The sequence below is a fragment of the Pseudomonas fluorescens genome (assembly GCF_030344995.1).
Taxonomy (GTDB): domain Bacteria; phylum Pseudomonadota; class Gammaproteobacteria; order Pseudomonadales; family Pseudomonadaceae; genus Aquipseudomonas; species Aquipseudomonas fluorescens_BF.
Genome location: NZ_CP128260.1, coordinates 858472 through 881420 on the forward strand (window position 1 = coordinate 858472; position 22949 = coordinate 881420).

Sequence of the window (22949 nt, forward strand, 5' to 3'; positions counted from 1 at the left end):
CTCAAAGGGATTTCCACAACGAGTCGAAATCCTCCTCGCTCCCGCCATTCTGCGCGGCCTCCAGCGAGCGATAGGCAAACTGATTGAAACTGTGAGTGCTGGCCACCCGCCGATCCAGCCCGGCGCGGTGCTCTTCGCCCTGGGTGTTGATCAGCACTTTATTGCCTTCCTGAAACGGCAGTCGCGGCGCCAGTAATGTCGCCGGCAAGTCGATCGCGCTGATCTCCGGCAACAACAAACCGCGCAGATACTGGCTGTGATCATCCCGCGAACGCACCAGTTGCAGCCCGCACGGTCGCGCATGGGGCGCCACCAGTTCGATGCCCATTTGCGTACCGGCGCCGCGCACCTGGCGGATCCAGCGCACCACGGCAATACTCCAGCCCTGATTGAGGCTGTCTTGAATCCCGACCATTTCCCCGGCCTGCAATTCGGCGGGTACGTCTTTTGGCCAGGCCAGGCAATAACCTCCGGGGCTGTGGTTGATCACCGGCAAGGCATAGGTCGGGTAATGCGGCGGGCTGTCGGCGTCGCCTTCATCGTCGATCAGCGGTTCGTAGCGGATTTCCTCGTAGGGCAATAATTCATCGGATGTGCTTTGCGGTGCGGCATCGAACGCCTGGCTCCAGCTGTCCTTTTCGCCCTGAACCACCGCGCGGCTGAAATTCGCCGCACGGGCGCCGGGGTGCTTGAGCAATTCGCTGAAGGTGCGTTCGCCGCCGAGGTAAAAGTGCAGGGCGCTCATCCCGACGCACACGGTCAGGTTGCCCTGACCGACGGTGCGCTGGAAGCTACGTTCGGCGGCTTCACCCCAGGTGGCGTGCAGGTGTTGCAAGGTGTCGAGGGTCAGGCCGGACGGCACGGGCAGCGGCGAGGTCGCATCCTGATGAAGCAGGTGCGCTTCGATGGCATTCACCAGCGGTTGCGGATCGAAGCCGAGCAGACGGGCCTGTTGCTCGCTGCGAAACTGGGAGCGGTAACGCGGGCCGGCGTCGATCTCTGCCGAGACCGCGAACAGCCCCTCGCCCGGATTGGCGGGGTGCAGTTTCAGCCAGGCACTCCACGGTTCCACTACTTGGGCCAGGCGCGCGATCTGGTTCTGGCGCAACTGATTGCAGCGGGCGCTGCCCAGCAGCAAGGCGGCGAGGTAGGTCTGTTCGACGCTCAACTCGCCGGTGAGGCTGGCAAGGTCGTCGCGCACCCGGCGATGTTGCAGTTGCAGCTCGCAGGCACAGCGAAACAATTGATGCAGCTCGAACCACAGCTGTTCCGGTGCGGCGCTGTACAACTGCGTGGCACGAACCAATTGCCCTTTCAGCGCATGGGCCGCCCGCTGCAGCGCTTCGCTCACCAATGCCGCGCGATCCCGAGAGTACTTTGGCGCGATCCGCACAATGATCTGTTTGTAACCGATGGCCAACTGACTTTGCAGGGCCTGGCACAGGTTGCTGATCTTGCGTGAGCGCTCATCGAGCATGATCGCCTGATGCAGAAAATGCCGCTCCAGGTGCTGGCAGACGAAATACACCTCCGGGCGCAGCAACTCCAGCAGATGCAGGCGGTTGTCGCTGGGCGTCAGCAGTTGATTGAGTTCGCCGAGGCCTTGATACAGCAGGCGCGCGGTTTCGCCGATGTTGGCCTTGGGCAGGCCGGCGATCCAGCGCTTGAGGTCGCGCGGGGTGGCTTCACAGAAGGACAGGCGCAACTGCGTGGGCGTCGGGGCGCTCAGTTGTGGTTGGGATCGAGGCTCACTCATGCCGTGACCAGCTCCGGCGGCGAATAGGGCAATGCCAAAAACTCTAGCAGTTGTGGTCTGTTTCGCAGGCGATTGTCAGGCTTTTTTACCGTTGGTCTGCTGGCCTGGTGCCATTTCGGCAGGCGCTACTAGGCTCTCAGGCGTGCGATCGGAAACGCACGGTTGCACGGCTTGCCGCAACGTCGGGCAGGTCTCTGAAAAACTTCAAGGAGATGAGGTTCATGTCTAAATACGCAGTGGCAAATCAATGGGGCGGTAGTTCGGCACCTTGGCATCCGGGTGGAACCTGGGTGCTGGGCGCGCGGGACAACCAGAATGTCGTCGCGATCGACATCAAGTCCGGCGACGGTGGCAAAAGCTTCACCGGCACCATGACTTACGCCGGCGAAGGCCCTATTGGCTTCAAGGCTCAGCGCACTGGCCAGAACCAGTACAACGTCGAGAACCAGTGGGGTGGCAACGATGCCCCTTGGCATCCAGGTGGCAAATGGGTGATCGGCGGGCGGGATAACCAGAATGTTATCGCGTTGAGTGTCACGTCCAATGACGGAGGGAAAAACCTCAGCGGCACCAATACCTACGCCAACGAAGGGCCGATCGGCTTCCGTGGGCAGATAGAGTAACGGCGCCACTCAGGTCGTGTCCGCCCCTTCGCAGACGTGCGAAAGGGCGGATCAACAGGTTCAGGCGTTGGACTGTGCCAGGGCCTGGCCCATCTGTACCGGCGAGCCGGCTTTCAATTCTTCCACCCACTTCACCTGATCCGGTCCGAACAGCACGATTGCGGTCGAACCCAGCTTGAAGCGCCCCAGCTCCGCACCTTTTTCCAGATGAATCGGTGCACGGGCGGCTTCGTCGTAGCGGAAGGTTTTCAGTTCGCGCTTCGGTGGCGTGACCAGACCGGCCCAAACGGTTTCGATCGAGGCCACGATCATCGCGCCCACCAGCACCACGGCCATCGGCCCGCGCTCGGTGTCGAAGATGCACGCCACGCGCTCGTTGCGGGCGAACAGTTCCGGAACGTTTTCCGCGGTGGTCTGGTTGACCGAGAAGATCCGGCCCGGGATATAGACCATTTCGCGCAGGGTGCCGGCCAGCGGCATGTGCACGCGGTGGTAGTCCTTCGGCGACAGGTAAACAGTGGCGAATTCACCGCCCATGAACGGCGCCGCATTGGCCGCGTCGCCGCCCAGCAGTTCCAGCACGCTGAAGCTGTGGCCCTTGGCCTGGAAAATGCGGCCGTGCTCGATCGGGCCGAGCTGGCTGATCGCACCGTCGGCCGGGCTGAGGATTGCGCCCGGGGTCTGGTCCAGCGGACGTGCGCCGTCTTTCAGCGCGCGGGTGAAGAAGGCGTTGAAGTGCTCGTAAGCGGTCACGTCTTCAACCAGTGCCTGCGACATGTCCACTTGGTAACGCTTGGCGAACCAGGTGGTGAAGGCATTCTTGAACCAGCGCACGCGGCACTCGGCGACGCAGCCGGCCAGGCGCGACAGCAAGTGATGCGGCAGCAGGTATTGGCTGATGATAAACAAACGCTCTTTCATGACTGTCCTTAAAAATCCTTAAAGCTCGACGGGGGTGTCGGGGTGGTTGCCCCATTCGCCCCAGGAACCGGCGTAGCCCTTGACCCGCGGATAACCGAGGGCCTTGGCCACCAGATAAGTGAAACCGGACCGATGATGGGTCTGGCAGTGAGTAATGATTTCTTTGTCTTTGGTGATCCCGAGGTTTTCGAGGATCTGCGGCATGTCGGTACGGATGCGCAGCTGGCGCGCCTGATCCATGCCTGCCGTCCATTCGAAATTGACCGCGCCTGGGATGTGTCCACCCTTGGCCGCCAGGACCTTTTCGCCGGAATATTCCAGCGGGCCGCGAGCGTCCCAGATTGCCAGGTCAGCGGCGCCGAGACGGCTCTGCAGGTATTCGCGGGTGGCGGTCGGTTCCTCGTGCAGCGTCAGGGTAACCGGGCCGCCCGCCGCTGGAGGAATCTGGATCGACATCGGCGAACCTTCCGCCAGCCACGCCGGCAGACCGCCGTCGAGGTAGTGGTATTTGTCATGGCCGATCACGTCGAGCAGCCAGATGAAGCGTCCGGCCCAGCCGCCGCCTTCGTCGTCATAGACCACGTAGACCGCGTCCTTGCGATGGCCGAGCTCACCGAACAGTTCTTCGAGTTTTTCTTTGCTCGGCAACAGGCCCGGAGCCGGCGCCTGACCCAGCTGGGTGCGTTTCGGATCAACAAAATGTGCGCCGGGAATGTGTCCCTCGGCGTAGCGGGCGGCACTGGTCAGATCCACCAGAATCAGATCGCGGGATTCGAGGCGCGGCAGCAGGTCGCTCGGCTCGATCACCAGGGCCAGGCCAGAGAAATCAGACATGTGAGGTCTCCAGAGCACAAAGGGGAAGGATTGTAGCTGTCATTGGCCGCGCTGGCTAAAACTGTGCAGGGCTTTCTCGATGCACTGCGCGGTTTTGCCGAAGGCCTGCACGGTGATGTCGGCAAACGGCCCGCCACCCTGGTCGGCGACCACGATCATGATCACCCGGCCGTTGTTCACCAGCGAGCGCAGGAACAGGTGTTCGCCACGAAACAGCGTGCGCAGCGAGGGCGGCAGCAGGGCGGAAAACTGGGCGTTGTTGTCAGGGGTGATCCGCACTTGCGCCTGCTGCGCGAGCAAGCGTTGCAGCACCGAACTCTGGCTGACGACGAAATTGAGCGCAGCGGCTTCCTTCGGCAATCCCGAGGTTTGATGGACGCGCAGATTGGCGTGGCTGCGGTCGGCCATCAGGATCATCACCCGGCGCATGCCGCTGGCGACCAGTGCGTCGCGGGCGGCGACGGTCAGGCTCATGGCGTTGGTGAAGCGGCTTGGCACGGCCAGCAGTTCTGCGCATTGCCGGAGCCACTGGGTCAGGTCTTCAGCGGAAGGCGCCGCAGCCGGCAGCATTCCGGCGGGCAGGCGGCGGGTACCCCACGGCCACAGCAGCGAAACCGCCGGGTGCCAGAGGTCAGGCATGAAGTGATGGCGAGCGCTGATTGCGGCCTGTTGGTGCAACTGCTGTTGCACCTCGTCCATCGAGATTTGCAGGTAAAGGCTGGTCAGGTATTGCCAGCGCTCGCTGTGCGGACTGTCCCAGGCCTGTTGCGCCGAGAGTGCCAGACCGTTGGCGAGCAACACGGTATTGGCCGGTTGATTGAGCCAGCGGCGCAGGGTCGGATCGTCGTCGAGGCGGTTTTGCTGGCGCAATGGATGATCGACATCGCGGGCAATGCGCAGAACCTTGACCAGTTCGCGCTGCTCGGTCAGCAGCAGCCGATAACCTTGCTGCACCCAGATCGGCAAACGCCAGGCTTCCACCAGCGCTTCGCCGATTTTCAGCAGGCGCACGCCGAACAGCTGCTTTTCCACGACTCGCGCCGATTCGCCCTTGTGGATAACCCGCACCTCCCACTCTTCAAGCAGTTTGGGAAAGGTCAGCGCCAACGGCCATAGCGGCGACAGAAACAACAGGCTGCCCCAATGAATGTCCTGCCACAGTCGCGCGAGGCGGCTGGCGAAAAAACCGTTGGCCTGTTGCGTGGCGTGCTGGCTGATCATCTGCAACTGGCGCAGGGCCTGGGGGATCTGTGCGGCAGGTTCGGCGGGCAGGCGAGCGAGCAGTTCTTCGGTACGGGCAAGGCCGAGGCGATTGATCGCCACTTCGAGGTTTTCCGCAGGCGCGGTCATGTTGCCGTGGGTGTGGCGGTTGGCTTCGCGGATGATGCTCAGGGCCAGCGCCGGGCTGTCCTGCATCAGGTCGGCAATGTCGCGCAGCGAGCTGCGGTCATCACGAATCGACCGGCAGACCCGGTCATGGGCGTCTTGCGGCACCGGCAGGCGAACGCTGTCGAGCAGCTTCACCCAGCCATCGAGTGTGGTCGGTTTTACGTGTGGGACGTTCGTTTCATTAGCCATGTCTGAACGGGATCTTCATCTGCTGTAGACGCGCCCGGCACGGGCTAAATTGGCTTTTCGCCTGAACTGGCTATAGTCTGGCGCAGTTTTGCCGATAAGTAGAAGAAGAGATTTTTTAACTTCCGAATATGACCTTGAACCCGACTTAAACAAGTACCTTTCTACCTATGGCTAAAATTATCGGCATCATCGTCGTATTCGCGAGCGTGCTCGGCGGATACGTGCTCTCCCACGGCAAGATTGCCGCCCTGATCCAGCCCTTCGAGGTGATGATCATCGGTGGTGCTGCACTCGGTGCATTCCTGCAGGCCAACCCTGGCTACATGACGATGCACGTGCTCAAGAAATCCCTGAGCATGTTCAGTTCGCGTTTCAGCCACACGTTCTATCTGGAAGTGCTGGGCCTGATCTACGAGATCCTCAACAAGAGCCGCCGCGAAGGCATGATGGCCATCGAAGGCGACATCGAAGACGCCGCCGCGAGCCCGATCTTCGCCAAGTACCCGGCGGTACTGAAAGACGAACGCATGACCGCGTTCATCTGCGATTACCTGCGCATCATGTCCTCCGGCAACATGGCGCCGCACGAGCTGGAAGGCTTGTTCGACATGGAGCTTTACAGCCTCAAGGAAGAACTGGAGCACCCATCGCACGCCGTCAACGGCATTGCCGACGGCATGCCGGGTTTCGGTATCGTCGCGGCGGTACTGGGTATCGTGGTGACCATGGCGTCCTTGGGTGATGGCGATCAGAAGTCCATCGGTCTGCACGTAGGTGCGGCACTCGTGGGTACCTTCTTCGGTATTCTCGCGGCGTACGGTTTCTTCGGCCCGCTGGCGCACTCCCTGGCCCACGATGCCAAGGAAGAGCTGAACGTCTACGAAGCCATCAAGGCCTCGCTGGTGGCTTCGGCTTCCGGCATGCCGCCGTCGCTGGCTGTCGAGTTCGGTCGCAAGGTTCTGTACCCGGCTCACCGTCCAAGCTTTGCCGAGCTGGAACAAGCCGTTCGCGGTCGTTAAGTCATGGAAAATAACCAGCCGATAATCATCAAGCGCGTCAAGCGCATCGCCGGCGGGCATCACGGCGGGGCGTGGAAGATCGCCTTCGCCGACTTCGCGACGGCGATGATGGCGTTCTTCCTGGTGTTGTGGCTGCTGTCCACCGCGACCCCGGAACAGAAGATCGCCATCGCCGGTTACTTCAAGGACCCGGTCGGTTTCTCCGAGAGCGGCACGCCGTACATCATCGACCTGGGCGGTACGCCGACCCTCGCGCCGGAAAACACCCTCAACCCTGAAGTGAAGTCGCAGCCGCAACCGGACAAGGTCACGGTCGACACCGATCAGGTCGAAGGCATGGCCGAGCAGGTCGAGAAGGAGCGCTTGGAACTGTTGCTGCAGGAACTGCAGAACAAGGTCGACGAGAACCCGCAGCTGCAGAAGTTCAAGGACCAGATCCTGTTCGAGATCACGCCGAACGGCTTGCGCATCCAGATCATGGACGCCGAGAACCGGCCGATGTTCGACTCAGGTTCCGCACGCCTGAAACCGTACTTCGAAGACATCCTGCTGGCCATGGCCGACACCATCAAGGCGGTGCCGAACAAGATCAGCATCAGCGGCCACACCGATGCCAAGCCTTACGTGGGCAACGGCGATTTCGGCAACTGGGAGCTTTCGGCCAACCGTGCCAACGCCGCGCGGCGTGCGCTGGTGGCGGGCAGTTATCCGGACTCGCAAGTGGCTCGCGTGGTGGGTTACGCCTCGTCGGCACTGTTCGACAAGGAGAACCCGTTCAACCCGGTCAACCGTCGCATCGACATCGTGGTGCTGACCAAGAAGGCCCAGGCGGCCATCGAAGGTGCGCAAGGTGCCGACCCGTCGAACCCGGCGGATCAAGGCCAGAACGGCGCCGCGCCGGCCACCCCGGTCGACTCGAACGCCTTGCCGGCGGATCAGCAACCGGTGCCGGCCCACGAGTTGCGCGAACGGCTGAACCTGTTCGACGACCCGCTGCCGAAACCGACTGAGCCGGGCGCAGCGGCACCAGCCCCGGTGCCGGCTGCACCGGCTACTGCTCCGGCTCCTGCGCCGAAACAGTGACCCACAAAAAAGCCGCGAGATGATCGCGGCTTTTTTGTGTCTGGTTACTTGAAAGCCTAGTAACCGTTTTCCGGCAAACTGGCGATGATCGAGCGGTAGCTGTTCATGCGCTGCTGCTGCACGCGGCCATCTTCCAAAGCCTTGAGCAGTGCGCATCCCGGTTCGCGATCGTGCTTGCAGTCGCGGAAGCGGCAGGTGCCGAGCAGGTCGTTGAACTCGATGAAGCCGGCTTCGACATCGGCGCGGCTGACGTGGCCCAAACCGAATTCACGGATGCCCGGGGAGTCGATCAGTTCGCCGCCGCCGGGGAAGTGGAACAGGCGCGCGGTGGTCGTGGTGTGCGTGCCCTGGCCGGACAGTTCGGACAACGGGCCGACGCGGGTTTCCACCTCGGGCAGCAGACTGTTGACCAGCGACGACTTGCCCACACCCGACTGACCAACGAACACGCTGATGCGCCCGTCGAGCTGCTTCTGCAATTGCTCCATGCCGTTGCCGTGGTGCGCCGAGACTTCCAGCACCGGGTAACCCAGTGTGCGATAGACCGCCAGCAGCGCGTTCAGCGCCGGGGCGTTCTGCTCGTCGATCAGGTCGAATTTGTTCAGCAGCAGCAAGGGGCGGATGCCGGCGTGCTCGGCCGCGACCAGGTAACGGTCGATCAGGTTCGCATGGGGCTCGGGCAGCGGGGCAAAGACGATGACGATCATGTCGACGTTGGCGGCCACCGGTTTGAGCTGGCCACGGCTGTCCGGACGGCACAGCTCAGTAGTGCGCGGCAGTTGCGCGACGATCACGCCGATGCCCTGGTTGCCGGCACGCCAGACCACCTGGTCGCCGGTCACCAGCGCCGGCAGGTTGGCGCGCAAGTGGCAGCGGAAGACCTGGCCGGCCAGTTCGCCGTCAACGGCCTCGACCTCGACCTGCACACCGAAGTGGGCGATCACCAGGCCGTGCTGTTCCGGGCCCAGATCGCCGCCTTCGAGCGCCTCGACAGCCGAGGACTCGCGTTTGGCGGCGCGGGCGGCGCGCTCGCCCTGAATCTTTTCGATGCGCCAGTTTTGACGACGATTGAGTTGGCGTTTGGCCATGGGTGTTCCGTCTGAAGAATGCAGCGATTAGGTAAAACGGCCGCGAGTTTAGCACGCCCGGCAGGCTGCCTAGGCTAAACTGCGCAGCATTGCTCAGGAGCCGAAATATGCAAAACCCGCAGAATCTGATCTGGATCGACCTGGAAATGACCGGTCTCGATCCGGAAAACGACGTGATCATCGAAATGGCCACCATCGTCACCGACAGTGAGCTGAACACCTTGGCCGAAGGCCCGGTGATTGCGATCCACCACAGCGATGAAGTCCTTGCCCGCATGGACGAGTGGAACACCCGCACTCACGGCAACTCGGGCCTTACCCAACGCGTGCGTGAAAGCCGCGTGAGCATGGTCGAGGCCGAAGCCGAAACCATCGCCTTCCTGGAAAAGTGGGTGCCGAAGGGCAAGTCGCCGATCTGTGGCAACAGCATCTGCCAGGATCGCCGCTTCCTTTATACCCACATGAAGTCACTGGAAAGCTACTTCCACTACCGCAACCTCGACGTCTCCACGCTCAAGGAACTGGCCGCGCGCTGGGCGCCGGACGTGCGTGACAGCTTCAAGAAGGGCAGCACTCACCTGGCCCTGGACGACATCCGCGAATCCATCGCCGAGCTGCAGCACTACCGCAAGCATTTCATCAAGTTCTGAGATCGGCACCTACGCCGGGGCGCCCTCTTTTGGTGCCTCGGCGAAGTGAGTAGACTGCGCGCCTTCCTGCCAGGATCGCCACCATGTTGCTGATGCTCTACCTCGTCGCCATTACTGCCGAAGCCATGACCGGCGCCCTGTCCGCGGGCCGTCGCGGCATGGACTGGTTCGGCGTCGTGCTGATCGCCTGCGTCACCGCGTTGGGTGGCGGTTCGGTGCGCGACGTGCTGCTCGGGCATTACCCGCTGACCTGGGTCAAACACCCGGAATACCTGGTGCTGACCACGATCGCGGCGATGATCACTGTGTTCACCGCACGCTGGATGCGCCACCTGCGCTCGCTGTTTCTGGTGCTCGACGCGGTCGGTCTGGTGGCATTCACCCTGATCGGCTGCATGACCGCCCTGGAAATGGGTCACGGCATGCTGGTGGCCTCGGTCAGCGGCGTGATCACCGGGGTATTCGGCGGCATCCTGCGCGACATCTTCTGCAACGACATCCCGCTGATCTTCCGCCGCGAGCTGTACGCCAGCGTCTCGTTCGCTGCCGCGTGGTGTTACATGTTGTGCCTTTTCCTGAACGTGCCGAGTGAGCAGGCGATTCTGATCACCTTGTTCGGTGGCTTTCTATTGCGGCTGTTGGCGATTCGCTTCCACTGGGAAATGCCGAAGTTCGTCTATAACGACGCGCCTTGACGGTCGGCGTGCTGTTTCAGCGCCCATTCCACATGTTCGCGCACCAGTTCTGACGGGTATTCGCGTCGCGCCTTGAGCGCTTCCAGTACCGGAATGCTTGATGGTGCATTACCCAGTCCCACCGCCAGATTGCGCAGCCAGCGCTCGTAACCGGCGCGGCGCAACGGCGAACCCTCGGTGCTGGTGAGGAATTTGTCTTCATCCCACAAGAACAGCTCGGCCAGCTCGGCGTTGTCCAGATTGTGCCGTGGCTTGAAATCGTTTTCGCCGGACGGCCGGGCGAAGCGGTTCCACGGGCAGCAGATCTGGCAGTCGTCGCAGCCGAACACCCGGTTGCCGATCAGCGGTCGCAGGTCTTCGGGGATGGCATTTTTCAGCTCGATGGTCAGGTATGAGATGCAGCGCCGCGCGTCCAGCACATACGGGCCGACGAAGGCGTTGGTCGGGCAGATGTCGAGGCACGCGGTGCAGCGTCCGCAATGCTCGGTGCTGTGGGGTTCATCCACCGGCAGGGGCAGGTCGACGAACAGTTCGCTGAGAAAGAAGTAACTGCCGGCCTTGCGGTTCAGCACCAGGGTGTTTTTGCCGATCCAGCCCAGGCCGGCCTGTTCGGCGATGGCTTTTTCCAGCACCGGGGCGCTGTCGACGAAGGCGCGGAAACCGAACGGGCCGATCTCGGATTGAATCTTGTCCGCCAGTTGTTGAACGCGTTTACGGATCAACTTGTGATAATCGCGGCCCAAGGCATAACGCGAGATGTAGGCTTTTTCCGGTTTCGCCAGCAATTGCGCCATTTGCGTGTCGCCCGGCAGGTAGTCCATGCGCAGCGACACCACGCGCAAGGTGCCCGGCACCAGCTCTTCGGGGTGCGAGCGTTTGCTGCCGTGGGCGCCCATGTAATCCATTTCGCCGTGGTAGCCGGCCTCGAGCCAGCGTTGCAGGTGCTGTTCGTGCTCGGCCAGGTCCAGACCGCTGATGCCGACTTGCTGGAAGCCCAGCTCGCGACCCCAGTCCTTGATGGATTGGGCGAGGGCAGGCAGATCTGTGGTGATGGCGGACATGAGGCGAGAGAAACCGGAGCTGAGGTGCGTATAATTCTGCCAGACATCGGAGCCCGAAGACGCATGCCGCACACTAAAGATCAATTACCCGACGCGCTGTACCGTGCCGCGCAGGTGCGCGAACTCGACGCACGGCTGATTGCCGCCGGCACACCGGGCTTTGAATTGATGCAGCGTGCCGCCCATGCCACGTGGCGCGCGCTGGTACGCCAATGGCCGGCCGCGAATGCAATGACGGTGCTGGCCGGGCACGGTAACAACGCCGGCGATGGTTATCTGGTGGCGGCGCTGGCCCACCGGGCGGGTTGGCAGGTTCAGGTGCTGGCTGTCGGCGAGCCGCAGCGTTTAAAGGGCGATGCCGCCGTGGCGCACGCCGAAGCCGTGGCCGATGGCGTCTCGATTGCCCCGTGGGATCTGTCCTGCGAGTTGCGCGGTATCGTCGTTGACGCGTTACTCGGCACCGGCCTGAGCGGCGAGGTGCGAGAGCCCTATGCCGCTGCCATTGCGGCGATCAATGCCAGCGGGCTGCCGGTGGTGGCGGTCGATATCCCTTCCGGGTTGTGCGCCGACACTGGTCATGCGCTGGGTGATGCAGTGCATGCTGATCTCACCGTGACCTTCATTGGCTTGAAGCTCGGACTGTTCACGTGCGCGGCGGCGGATCACGTCGGCGAACTGCTGTTTAACGATCTGCAGGCCTCGGCCGAAAACTTCAGTGACATTCCTGCCGCCGCTCGCCGACTCAACGTGGCTAACCTGCCGCGTCTGGCTGCTCGTGCGCCGGCGGCGCACAAGGGGAGTTTCGGCCATGTGCTGCTGATCGGCGGCGATCACGGGTTTGGCGGGGCGATCCTGCTGAGCACCGAAAGCGCGTTGCGCAGTGGGGCCGGGATGGTGTCGCTGGCGACTCGCCTGGAACATGTGTCGGCGGCATTGAGCCGGGTACCGGAAGCGATGGCGCTGGGCACTTCTTCGGCCAATCAGTTGATGGAGCTGCTGGAAAAGGTGTCCGTGCTGGTTGTCGGGCCGGGGCTTGGGCAGGCCGGTTGGGGCAGGGCGCTGTTGTCGGCCGCCGCCAATGCCTCGCTGCCGCAGGTGTGGGATGCCGATGCGCTGAACCTGCTGGCCTGCGGTTTTGTCAGTCTGCCCAAGGATTGCGTGATCACGCCGCATCCGGGGGAGGCGGCGCGACTGCTGGGGATCAGCACCGCCGAGGTGCAGGCCGATCGTCCGGCGGCGGCGCTGGCGTTGAGCAAAAAATATACAGCGGTAGTGGTGCTCAAAGGTGCGGGCAGTCTGATTGCTCATCCCGATGGTCGTCTGGCGCTGTGTCATCAAGGCCATCCGGCCATGGCCACCGCCGGGCTCGGCGACGTGCTGGCCGGTCTGATCGGCGCGCTGCTGGCCCAGGGCATGGACGGTTTCGATGCCGCGTGCCTGGCGGTCTGGCTGCACGCCAACGCCGGCTTGCAACAAGGTAAATTCGGCCGTGGGCTGGCGGCCAGTGATCTGATTCCAGCCATTCGTCAGTTGTTGGAGGAGCATGCACCGTGTCTGAAGTAACCCTGTACCTGGCCGATGAACAGGCCATGAGCGACTTTGGCGCACGCATCGCCCGTATCACCCAGGGTCATGGCCTGATCTTTCTCGAAGGCAACCTCGGAATGGGCAAAACCACGTTGTCGCGAGGCATCATTCGCGGTCTGGGGCACGTCGGGGCGGTGAAAAGTCCGACCTTCACCTTGGTCGAGCCCTACGAAATCGGTGACGTCCGGGCATTTCACTTCGACCTGTATCGTCTGGTCGATCCGGAGGAGCTGGAGTTTCTCGGCATCCGCGACTATTTCGAAGATGACGCCCTGTGTCTGATCGAATGGCCCGATAAAGGTGCAGGCTTTTTGCCAAAGCCTGACCTGACCATTACCATTAGCCCGCAAGACAGCGGACGTTCGCTGACCATTTTGTCCCAGGGCTCGCGCGGCGAGGCCTGGTGTGCCGCTTTGGCATTGGAAACCAATTGAATGATGGGGTTAGGTATGCGCTTTCGCGCGTTGGTGGCTGCCGCTGGACTGATGTTGATGGCAGTAACCGTCAACGCTGTGGCCGACACGAAGGTCAACAGCGTGCGCCTGTGGCGGGCGCCGGACAACACGCGACTGGTGTTCGACCTGACAGGCCCGGTGCAGCACAGCGTCTTTACGCTGACCGCGCCGGATCGTCTGGTGATCGATATCAACGGCGCCACTCTGGGCGCGCCGCTGAACGTGCAGACCGCCAACACGCCGATTACCGCCATGCGCTCGGCCCAACGCACGCCGACCGACCTGCGGGTGGTCATCGACCTGAAAAAAGCCGTCACCCCGAAAAGCTTCTCGCTGGCGCCGAATGCGCAGTACGGCAACCGTCTGGTGGTCGACCTGTTCGACAACCCGGCTGACGCCGCTCCGCCTCCTGCGCCTTCGTCGACTCCAACGGTTGCGACCGTTCCGGCGGTGCCGGTCACCCCGGCCGAGCCTGCGATCAAGCTGCCACCGGCCCCGGCCGGCAAGCGCGACATCATCGTGGTCATCGACGCCGGTCACGGTGGCGAAGACCCGGGTGCATCGGGCTCGCGCGGTCAGCGCGAGAAAGACGTGGTGCTGCAGATCGCACGCGAGCTGCAGCGTCAGGTCAACGGCATGAAAGGCTTTCGCGCCGAGCTGACCCGTACCGGCGACTACTTCATTCCGCTGCGCGGCCGTACCGAAATTGCCCGCAAGAAAGGCGCCGACCTGTTCGTCTCGATCCACGCCGACGCCGCGCCGTCTGCGGCCGCGTTCGGTGCGTCGGTGTTCGCCCTGTCCGACCGTGGCGCCACCTCGGAAACCGCCCGTTGGCTGGCCGACAGCGAAAACCGTTCCGACCTGATCGGCGGTGCCGGCAACGTCAGCCTCGACGACAAGGACCGCATGCTGGCCGGCGTTCTGCTCGACCTGTCGATGACCGCCTCGCTGACCTCCAGCCTCAACGTCGGCCAGAAAGTCCTGACCAACATTGGTCGGGTTACCCCGCTGCATAAACAGCGCGTGGAGCAGGCCGGGTTCATGGTTCTGAAGTCGCCGGACATTCCGTCGATCCTGGTTGAGACCGGCTTCATTTCCAACGCCAACGAAGCGAACAAGCTTTCGGCCGCGAGCCACCAGCAGGCGCTGGCGCGCTCGATCAGCAGCGGCGTGCGCCAGTTCTTCCAGCAGAATCCGCCACCGGGCACATACATCGCCTGGCTGCGTGATTCGGGCAAGATCGCTCAGGGGCCGCGTGATCACCGGGTCGGCCCGGGTGAGACCGTGGCGATGATTGCCGTGCGGTATCAGATCTCGCCGGCCACGCTGCGCAGTGCCAACAATCTGAAAAGCGATGATCTGAAAGTCGGCCAGCACCTGACCATTCCCGGCACTGAACTGGCGTCCAAAGAATGAATCAGGTCCTGAACGCTGCCCGCATCGAACTGCTCAGCCCGCGGCTGGCGAACCAGATTGCCGCCGGTGAGGTGGTCGAACGCCCGGCCTCGGTGATCAAGGAGTTGCTGGAAAACAGCCTCGACTCTGGCGCCAAACGCATCGACGTCGATGTCGAACAGGGCGGCGTCAAGCTGCTGCGGGTGCGCGACGATGGCAGCGGCATTTCCGCCGATGACCTGCCGCTGGCCCTGGCCCGTCACGCCACCAGCAAGATCCGCAACCTGGAAGACCTCGAGCAGGTGATGAGCCTGGGCTTCCGGGGCGAGGCGCTGGCGTCGATCAGCTCCGTGGCACGCCTGACCCTGACCTCGCGCACCCGCGATGCCGATCAGGCCTGGCAGGTCGAGACCGAAGGCCGCGACATGGCACCTCGCGTGCAGCCAGCGGCGCACCCGGTCGGCACCTCGGTGGAAGTCCGTGACCTGTTCTTCAACACCCCGGCGCGACGCAAATTTCTCAAGACCGAAAAAACCGAATTCGATCACCTGCAAGAAGTGATCAAGCGTCTGGCCTTGGCACGTTTCGACGTGGCGTTCCATTTGCGTCACAACGGCAAGACCATCCTCAGTCTGCACGAAGCCCATGATGATGCGGCCCGTGCCCGGCGTGTGGCGGCGATCTGCGGTTCGGGTTTCCTTGAGCAGGCGCTGCCGATCGAAATCGAGCGCAATGGCCTGCACTTGTGGGGCTGGGTCGGTCTGCCGACCTTCAACCGCAGTCAGGCGGACTTGCAGTATTTCTTCGTCAACGGCCGTGCGGTGCGCGACAAACTGGTGGCACACGCGGTGCGTCAGGCTTATCGCGATGTGCTGTTCAACGGTCGGCATCCGACGTTCGCACTGTTTTTCGAAGTCGATCCGGCAGCGGTCGACGTCAACGTGCACCCGACCAAGCACGAAGTGCGCTTCCGCGACGGGCGCATGGTGCATGACTTCCTGTATGGCACCTTGCACCGCGCCCTCGGCGATGTGCGGCCGGAAGATCAGCTTGCCGGTTCGGTTACTACCGCGATCGTCCGGCCAACCGGCCTTGAAGCCGGTGAGTTCGGGCCGCAGGGCGAAATGCGTCTGGCGGCCAATGCGCTGCTGGAGCAACCGCAGGCGCAACCGGCGTTCAATACCTCGTCGGGTGCCAGCGCTGGCGGCGCTTATCAGTATCAATACACGCCGCGTCCGCAATCGACCGTGCCGGTTGCCGAAGCTCAGGCCGCGTACCGCGAGTTTTTTGCGCCGCTGCCCGAGGCCAACGCCAACGCGCTGCCAGCCGGTCAGGAAGACATTCCGCCGCTGGGCTACGCGCTGGCGCAGCTCAAGGGCATCTATATTCTGTCCGAGAATGCCCAAGGCCTGGTTTTGGTGGACATGCATGCCGCTCACGAGCGGATCATGTATGAGCGACTGAAGATCGCCATGGCCAGCGAAGGCCTGAGCGGTCAGCCGTTGCTGGTGCCGGAGTCGCTGGCAGTCAGTCAGCGCGAGGCCGATTGCGCCGAAGAGCATGCGGCATGGTTCCAGCGCCTCGGTTTTGAATTGCAGCGCCTTGGCCCGGAAACCCTGGCCATCCGGCAGATCCCGGCCCTGCTCAAGCAGGCCGAAGCCAACCGTCTGGTGGGCGATGTGCTGTCGGATCTCATGGAATACGGCACCAGCGACCGGATCCAGGCGCATCTGAATGAATTGCTCGGCACCATGGCCTGCCACGGCGCAATCCGCGCCAACCGCCGCCTGGCCCTGCCGGAAATGAACGGCCTGCTGCGTGATATGGAAAACACCGAGCGCAGCGGGCAATGCAACCATGGCCGACCGACTTGGACCCAATTGGGCCTGGACGATCTGGACAAACTGTTCCTGCGCGGTCGTTGATGAGCCAGCTTCCTCCAGCGATTTTCCTGATGGGCCCGACCGCTGCGGGCAAGACCGACCTGGCCATCGAGCTGACCAAGGTGCTGCCGTGCGAGCTGATCAGTGTCGATTCGGCGCTGGTCTATCGCGGAATGGATATTGGTACCGCCAAGCCGTCCAAAGAACTGCTCGCAGAGTTTCCCCACCGTCTGATCGACATTCTCGACCCGGCCGAAGCCTATTCGGCAGCGGATTTCCGTCGCGATGCGCTGGAGGCCATGGCCGAAATCACCGCACGCGGAAAAATTCCGCTGCTGGTGGGCGGCACGATGCTCTATTACAAGGCTTTGATCGAAGGTCTGGCGGACATGCCGGCGGCCGATCCAGAGGTTCGCGCGCAGATCGAAGAAGAGGCTGCACGCCTTGGCTGGCATGCCCTGCACGATCAACTGGCGGCAATCGATCCGGAGTCGGCGGCACGCATCCATCCGAACGATCCGCAACGACTGAGTCGTGCGCTGGAAGTTTACCGGGTCAGTGGTCAGAGCATGACTGAACTGCGGCTGAAACAATCTGTACAAAGTACCGAAGCGGTCGCATCGGGACTGCAACAATTGCCCTATACTGTCGCGAACCTGGCGATTGCTCCAACTAATCGTCAGGTATTGCACGAGCGCATTAAACAAAGATTCACAAATATGCTGGAACAGGGATTCATCGACGAGGTCGTAGCCCTGCGTAATAGAAGTGACCTGCATGCCGGGTTGCCGTCTATACGTGCGGTAGGCTACCGCCAGGTCTGGGAATATCTGGATGGCAAGCTGACGTCGGCCGAGATGCAGGAGCGGGGCATCATCGCCACGCGCCAATTGGCCAAACGCCAGTTCACCTGGCTGCGCAGCTGGAAAGATTTACACTGGCTCGACAGTCTGGATTGCGACAATCTGCCACGCGCCTTGAAATACCTTGGGACGATCTCCATATTGAGCTGAGTCCTTGCAATTGCCGTCTATCCTTGGGGGTGTGGCGGCAAAAGCCATCTGTTTACCTATTTTTTATATTGAATCCTTAAAGGAGTGCGGCACATGTCAAAAGGGCATTCGCTACAAGACCCTTACTTGAATACTTTACGTAAAGAGAAAGTGGGGGTTTCCATCTACCTGGTGAACGGGATCAAACTGCAAGGCACGATCGAGTCGTTCGACCAGTTCGTTATCCTGCTGAAGAACACCGTCAGCCAGATGGTTTACAAACACGCTATCTCTACAGTCGTGCCGGTTCGTCCAATTCGTCTGCCAAGCGCAACCGAATCCGAAGCAGGTGACGCTGAGCCAGGTAACGCCTGATAGGAGTCTCCTTTGTTCTTTGAGCGCCACGGTGGTGGTGAACGAGTCATCCTCGTTCACTTGGATGGACAGGACCCTGAGGCGCGCGAAGATCCGCAGGAGTTTCAGGAACTGGCAAATTCGGCTGGCGCCGAGACCGTTGCGTTTTTTAACGTGCCGCGTCATCGGCCAACCGCCAAATACCTGATTGGCAGCGGCAAGGTCGAGGAACTGCGCGACCTGGTCCACGCCGAAGAAGCCGATCTGGTGATCTTCAATCACACCCTTACGCCCAGTCAGGAACGTAACCTCGAACGTGTTTTCGAGTGTCGCGTGATCGACCGTACCGGTCTGATTCTCGATATTTTCGCCCAACGCGCCCGTACCCATGAGGGCAAGCTCCAGGTCGAACTGGCCCAGCTTGACCACATGAGTACCCGGCTGGTTCGCGGCTGGACTCACCTTGAGCGTCAAGGTGGCGGTATCGGCATGCGCGGCCCGGGTGAAACCCAGCTCGAAACCGACCGTCGACTGCTGCGGGTTCGCCTGCGCCAGATCAAGGGCCGGCTGGAAAAAGTGCGCAGCCAGCGCGAACAGTCGCGTCGCGGCCGCTCGCGTGCGGATATCCCTACCGTGTCTCTGGTGGGATACACCAACGCCGGTAAATCCACACTGTTCAATAACGTGACCAAGTCCGACGTGTACGCGGCTGACCAGCTGTTCGCCACGCTCGACCCGACCCTGCGCCGTCTGGATCTGGACGACCTGGGGCCGATTGTCCTGGCCGACACCGTGGGTTTCATCCGCCACTTGCCGCACAAACTGGTCGAGGCATTTCGGTCTACGCTCGAAGAGTCGAGCAACTCCGACCTGCTGTTGCACGTGATCGATGCGGCCGAACCGGATCGCATGTTGCAGATTGAACAGGTGATGGTGGTGCTGGGCGAGATCGGTGCCCAGGACTTGCCGATCCTCGAGGTCTATAACAAACTCGATTTGCTTGAAGGCGTTGAGCCACAAATCCAGCGCGATGAAAACGGCAAGCCCCAGCGGGTCTGGCTGTCGGCGCGTGATGGCACCGGTCTGGAATTGCTCGAGCAGGCGATTGCCGAGTTGTTGGGCAGCGACCTGTTCGTGGGAACCTTGCGCCTGCCTCAGCGGTTCGCGCGTCTGCGTGCACAGTTCTTCGAACTGGGCGCGGTACAGAAAGAAGAACACGACGAAGAAGGGGTCAGCTTGCTGGCCGTTCGATTGCCACGCTCGGAGCTCAATCGACTGGTCAGTCGTGAAGGCGTTGTGCCGACGGAGTTCATCGAGCAACACACTTTGCAATAAAAGCCTGGCAAAGCGGTTGTGCCGCAACGGCAGGCATTCTGTAGCATTGGTCGGCGCGCCGTGGGTGCGTCTTTGCTTTATCAGATGGAGAGCGCTATGGCTTGGAATGAGCCGGGTGGCAACTCGAACAATCAGGATCCTTGGGGTGGCAAGCGTCGCAACAACGGCGACCGCAAGGGGCCGCCGGATCTCGACGAGGCCTTCCGAAAGCTGCAGGAAAGCCTGAACGGGTTGTTCGGTGGTGGAAAAAAACGCGGTGATGACGGTGGTGGCTCGGGCAAGAGCGGCGGCTTCGGCGGCCTGCTCGGCATCGGCCTTGTCGTGCTGGCAGCTGTCTGGCTGTACAGCGCGGTGTACGTCGTGGACGAGCAGGAGCAAGCCGTGGTGCTGCGCTTCGGCAAGTACTACGAGACTGTCGGTCCCGGCCTGAACATCTACTTCCCGCCGATCGACAAGAAGTACATGGAGAACGTCACGCGTGAGCGTGCCTACACCAAGCAGGGCCAGATGCTGACCGAAGACGAGAACATCGTCGAAGTGCCGCTGACCGTGCAGTACAAGATCAGCAATCTGCAGGACTTCGTGCTGAACGTCGATCAGCCGGAAATCAGCCTGCAACATGCGACCGACAGTGCGCTGCGCCATGTGGTGGGTTCCACCGCGATGGACCAGGTGCTGACCGAAGGTCGTGAGCTGATGGCCAGCGAGATCAAGGAGCGTCTGCAACGTTTCCTCGATACCTATCGCACCGGTATCACCGTCACCCAGGTCAACGTACAGAGCGCAGCGGCACCGCGTGAAGTGCAGGAAGCCTTCGATGACGTGATCCGCGCCCGAGAAGACGAGCAGCGTTCGCGCAACCAGGCTGAAACCTACGCCAACGGCGTGGTGCCGGAAGCCCGTGGTCAGGCCCAGCGTATCCTTGAAGATGCCAACGGTTACCGTGACGAAACGGTCTCGCGCGCCAAGGGTGAGGCGGATCGCTTCACCAAACTGGTCGCCGAGTATCGCAAGGCGCCCGAGGTCACTCGTCAGCGTCTGTACCTGGACACCATGCAGGAAGTCTTCAGCAGCACCAGCAAGGTACTCGTGACCGGCAACAAGAACGGCCAGAGCAACCTGCTTTACCTGCCGCTGGACAAGATGATTCAGAACAGTTCGGGCAGCAATGCGCCGGTCACCGGTTCGGCTGCTGCCAGCAACAACACGGACGTCACGCCGCATGTCACTGACCTGCCGCAGTCGCGTACAAGGGAGACCCGCTGATGAGCAATAAATCGCTGATCGCCCTGATCGTTGGCGTTGTCGTGGTACTGGTTGGCTGGAACTGCTTCTACATCGTCGCTCAGACCGAGCGCGCGGTGTTGCTGCAATTCGGTCGCGTGGTTCAGGCTGACGTTCAGCCGGGTCTGCATGTGAAGGTTCCTTACGTTAACCAGGTGCGTAAATTCGACGCACGTCTGATGACGCTGGATGCACCGACACAGCGCTTCCTGACGCTGGAAAAGAAAGCCGTGATGGTCGATGCCTACGCCAAGTGGCGCGTGAAAGATGCCGAGCGCTTCTACACCGCGACTTCCGGCCTCAAGCAGATTGCCGACGAGCGTCTGTCCCGTCGTCTGGAGTCGGGGCTGCGTGACCAGTTCGGTAAGCGCACCCTGCACGAAGTGGTGTCCGGTGAGCGCGATGCGCTGATGGCTGACATCACGGCGTCGCTGAACAAGATGGCGGAAAAAGAGCTGGGTATCGAAGTCGTCGATGTCCGGGTCAAGGCCATCGATCTGCCGAAAGAAGTGAACCGCAGCGTGTTCGAACGTATGAGCACCGAGCGTGAGCGTGAAGCTCGCGAGCACCGCGCCAAGGGTAACGAGCTGGCCGAAGGCATCCGTGCCGACGCCGATCGTCAACGCCGCGTGCTGCTGGCTGAAGCCTATCGTGAATCCGAAGAGATTCGCGGTGACGGCGACGCCCAGGCCGCTGCGATCTACTCCAAGGCCTACGGCCAGGATCAGGAATTCTACGGTTTCTACCGTAGCCTGCGTGCCTACCGTGAAAGCTTCGCGAACAAATCCGACGTCCTGGTCCTCGACCCAAGCAGCGACTTCTTCCGTTACCTGGAAAAGTCCAAGCCTTGATACGACGTTGACCTGAATCATTCCGCCCGGCGGCTAAAACCTCGGGCGGGGTGATCCTTTGGGAAAACGTGTGTATGATGCGGCAGCCGGGAAATTCCCGGCTTTTTTGCGTCTGCACGTTTGATTGCTGTTTTTGTTGCAGAAGATCGGGTTGAATGGCCCGACAGTTTTTCGAGGAAAGTGATGGGCGAAGCCGGTAACAGGCCTTTCGCCGCGTCGTTCATGCGCGTGCGTTTTGAACGGGCCGGTCATTTTCTGCTTCACTCAAGGCTCGCCCTCGGGCTGGCCGCCCGGATCTAAGGGGAATGGCGTAATGGCAACGGTAGACCGCTGGCTGCTGCCAGATGGCATCGAAGAAGTACTGCCACCGGAAGCGGCGCGCATTGAAGTCGCGCGTCGTCAGGTGTTGGATCTGTTCCAGAGCTGGGGTTACGAGTTTGTCGTGACTCCCCATATCGAGTACCTGGAATCCCTGCTGACCGGCGCGGGCCAGGACCTGGATCTGCGTACCTTCAAGGTCATCGACCCGCAATCGGGCCGGCAGATGGGTTTTCGTGCCGACATCACGCCGCAAGTGGCACGCATCGATGCGCACACCCTGCGTCGCGAAGGCCCGAGCCGTTTGTGCTACGCCGGCAGTGTGCTGCATGCCCAGCCGCGTGCCTTGTCGTCCTCGCGCAGCCCGATCCAGTTGGGCGCCGAGTTGTACGGCGATGCCAGCCCGAGCAGCGATGTCGAAGTCATCAGCCTGATGCTGGCCATGCTGCAACTGGCCGACGTGCCGGATGTGCACATGGACCTGGGCCACGTTGGCATCTACCGCGGTCTGGCCCAGGCGGCCGGTCTGTCGGGTGAAGTCGAGCAGCAGCTGTTCGATGCATTGCAACGCAAGGCCATCGACGAGGTCATTACCCTGACCGAAGGCCTGCCGGCCGATCTGTCCGGCATGCTGCGTGCGCTGGTCGACCTGTGTGGCGGCCGTGAAGTACTGACCGCTGCCCGCGAGCGTCTGGCCAATGCGCCGGCCCCGGTACTGGCGGCGCTGGAAGATTTGCTGGCGATCGCCGAGCGTCTGTCGGTGCGCTTCCCGGAGCTGCCGCTGTACTTCGACCTGGGCGAGCTGCGCGGTTATCACTACCACACCGGTGTGGTGTTCGCGGTGTTCGTGCCGGGTGTTGGCCAGTCCATCGCCCAGGGCGGTCGCTACGACGACATCGGCGCCGACTTCGGTCGCGCCCGTCCGGCCACCGGCTTCTCCACCGATTTGAAAACCCTGGTGACCCTGGGGCGTGCTGAGATCGAGCTACCGTCTGGCGGTATCTGGATGCCTGACAGTACGGATGCGGCACTCTGGCAGCAGGTTTGCCAGTTGCGCAGTGAGGGTCAGCGTGTCGTTCAGGCGTTGCCTGGACAACCTTTGGCCGCCGCCCGTGATGCGGACTGCGACCGGCAATTGATCCAGCAGAACGGGCTTTGGCAAGTATCGCCACTGGCTTCTTGAGTTT

21 protein-coding genes are annotated in these 22949 nt (G+C 62.0%); 15 read left to right on the forward strand and 6 right to left on the reverse strand.

What is annotated here, in order from left to right:
- Position 1: 1 nt before the first annotated feature.
- Positions 2-1756 (reverse strand): molecular chaperone, encoded by a 1755-nt coding sequence (locus QR290_RS03850; protein WP_115076338.1) that lies wholly within the window; start codon positions 1754-1756, stop codon positions 2-4.
- A 221-nt stretch (positions 1757-1977) separates the two neighbouring features.
- Between QR290_RS03850 and QR290_RS03855 the strand changes: the two genes are divergently transcribed.
- Positions 1978-2379, forward strand: coding sequence for a lectin OAA family protein (locus tag QR290_RS03855; RefSeq protein WP_115076339.1), 402 nt, complete (start codon positions 1978-1980; stop codon positions 2377-2379).
- A 60-nt stretch (positions 2380-2439) separates the two neighbouring features.
- Here QR290_RS03855 and asd read toward each other — a convergent pair whose 3' ends face one another.
- Genes asd through QR290_RS03870 form a run of 3 tightly spaced genes read right to left on the reverse strand, consistent with a single transcriptional unit; the run spans position 2440 to position 5712 of the window.
- Positions 2440-3300, reverse strand: coding sequence for an archaetidylserine decarboxylase (gene asd / locus QR290_RS03860; protein WP_064379081.1), 861 nt, complete (start codon positions 3298-3300; stop codon positions 2440-2442).
- 18 nt (positions 3301-3318) lie between these two features.
- Entirely contained in the window at positions 3319-4134 is an 816-nt protein-coding gene (locus QR290_RS03865; RefSeq protein ID WP_289204364.1) for a rhodanese-like domain-containing protein, read from the reverse strand.
- 39 nt (positions 4135-4173) lie between these two features.
- Complete coding sequence (locus QR290_RS03870) at positions 4174-5712, reverse strand: HDOD domain-containing protein (RefSeq protein ID WP_289204365.1); 1539 nt, start codon at positions 5710-5712, stop codon at positions 4174-4176.
- A gap of 167 nt (positions 5713-5879) precedes the next feature.
- On the opposite strand from QR290_RS03870, the gene motA reads away from it, so the two are divergent.
- Both motA and motB read left to right on the forward strand, forming a co-directional pair.
- A complete protein-coding gene (motA, locus tag QR290_RS03875) occupies positions 5880-6731 on the forward strand; it encodes a flagellar motor stator protein MotA (RefSeq protein WP_085685206.1) in 852 nt (283 codons plus the stop codon).
- Positions 6732-6734: 3 nt separating this feature from the next.
- Positions 6735-7814 (forward strand): flagellar motor protein MotB, encoded by a 1080-nt coding sequence (motB, locus tag QR290_RS03880; protein WP_289204366.1) that lies wholly within the window; start codon positions 6735-6737, stop codon positions 7812-7814.
- A 56-nt stretch (positions 7815-7870) separates the two neighbouring features.
- Here motB and rsgA read toward each other — a convergent pair whose 3' ends face one another.
- Entirely contained in the window at positions 7871-8902 is a 1032-nt protein-coding gene (gene rsgA, locus QR290_RS03885; RefSeq protein WP_007950741.1) for a small ribosomal subunit biogenesis GTPase RsgA, read from the reverse strand.
- A 107-nt stretch (positions 8903-9009) separates the two neighbouring features.
- Between rsgA and orn the strand changes: the two genes are divergently transcribed.
- On the forward strand, positions 9010-9552 hold the full coding sequence (orn, locus tag QR290_RS03890) for an oligoribonuclease (protein WP_289204367.1): 543 nt from the start codon (positions 9010-9012) through the stop codon (positions 9550-9552).
- An 83-nt stretch (positions 9553-9635) separates the two neighbouring features.
- On the forward strand, positions 9636-10247 hold the full coding sequence (locus QR290_RS03895) for a trimeric intracellular cation channel family protein (protein ID WP_039766632.1): 612 nt from the start codon (positions 9636-9638) through the stop codon (positions 10245-10247).
- Here QR290_RS03895 and queG read toward each other — a convergent pair.
- Positions 10229-11308 carry a tRNA epoxyqueuosine(34) reductase QueG gene (queG, locus tag QR290_RS03900; RefSeq protein ID WP_115076343.1) on the reverse strand — a complete coding sequence of 360 codons (1080 nt, stop codon included), beginning with the start codon at positions 11306-11308 and terminating at the stop codon, positions 10229-10231. The two genes, QR290_RS03895 and queG, sit on opposite strands and share 19 nt — an antisense overlap.
- A 63-nt stretch (positions 11309-11371) precedes the next feature.
- Between queG and QR290_RS03905 the strand changes: the two genes are divergently transcribed.
- The 10 genes from QR290_RS03905 (at position 11372) to QR290_RS03950 (ending at position 22945) form a co-directional block, all read left to right on the forward strand.
- Positions 11372-12871 (forward strand): NAD(P)H-hydrate dehydratase, encoded by a 1500-nt coding sequence (locus QR290_RS03905; RefSeq protein WP_115076344.1) that lies wholly within the window; start codon positions 11372-11374, stop codon positions 12869-12871.
- On the forward strand, positions 12859-13329 hold the full coding sequence (gene tsaE / locus QR290_RS03910) for a tRNA (adenosine(37)-N6)-threonylcarbamoyltransferase complex ATPase subunit type 1 TsaE (RefSeq protein WP_007950729.1): 471 nt from the start codon (positions 12859-12861) through the stop codon (positions 13327-13329). Before QR290_RS03905 ends, tsaE begins: the two co-directional genes overlap by 13 nt.
- Before the next feature lie 51 nt (positions 13330-13380).
- On the forward strand, positions 13381-14766 hold the full coding sequence (locus QR290_RS03915) for an N-acetylmuramoyl-L-alanine amidase (protein WP_430736786.1): 1386 nt from the start codon (positions 13381-13383) through the stop codon (positions 14764-14766).
- A complete protein-coding gene (gene mutL, locus QR290_RS03920) occupies positions 14763-16670 on the forward strand; it encodes a DNA mismatch repair endonuclease MutL (protein ID WP_039766643.1) in 1908 nt (635 codons plus the stop codon). The genes QR290_RS03915 and mutL overlap by 4 nt, the downstream gene beginning before the upstream one ends.
- Positions 16670-17641, forward strand: coding sequence for a tRNA (adenosine(37)-N6)-dimethylallyltransferase MiaA (gene miaA, locus QR290_RS03925; RefSeq protein ID WP_115076347.1), 972 nt, complete (start codon positions 16670-16672; stop codon positions 17639-17641). The genes mutL and miaA overlap by 1 nt, the downstream gene beginning before the upstream one ends.
- A gap of 93 nt (positions 17642-17734) precedes the next feature.
- On the forward strand, positions 17735-17995 hold the full coding sequence (gene hfq, locus QR290_RS03930) for an RNA chaperone Hfq (RefSeq protein WP_007902656.1): 261 nt from the start codon (positions 17735-17737) through the stop codon (positions 17993-17995).
- A 12-nt stretch (positions 17996-18007) separates the two neighbouring features.
- Positions 18008-19309, forward strand: a complete 1302-nt coding sequence (gene hflX, locus QR290_RS03935) for a ribosome rescue GTPase HflX (RefSeq protein ID WP_064593103.1) — start codon at positions 18008-18010, stop codon at positions 19307-19309.
- A 96-nt stretch (positions 19310-19405) separates the two neighbouring features.
- Positions 19406-20575, forward strand: coding sequence for an FtsH protease activity modulator HflK (hflK, locus tag QR290_RS03940; protein WP_085685164.1), 1170 nt, complete (start codon positions 19406-19408; stop codon positions 20573-20575).
- Entirely contained in the window at positions 20575-21444 is an 870-nt protein-coding gene (hflC, locus tag QR290_RS03945) for a protease modulator HflC (protein ID WP_007950723.1), read from the forward strand. Before hflK ends, hflC begins: the two co-directional genes overlap by 1 nt.
- A gap of 313 nt (positions 21445-21757) precedes the next feature.
- Positions 21758-22945: an ATP phosphoribosyltransferase regulatory subunit gene (locus QR290_RS03950; RefSeq protein ID WP_007950716.1), complete on the forward strand. Its 1188-nt coding sequence runs from the start codon at positions 21758-21760 to the stop codon at positions 22943-22945.
- Positions 22946-22949: the final 4 nt, after the last annotated feature.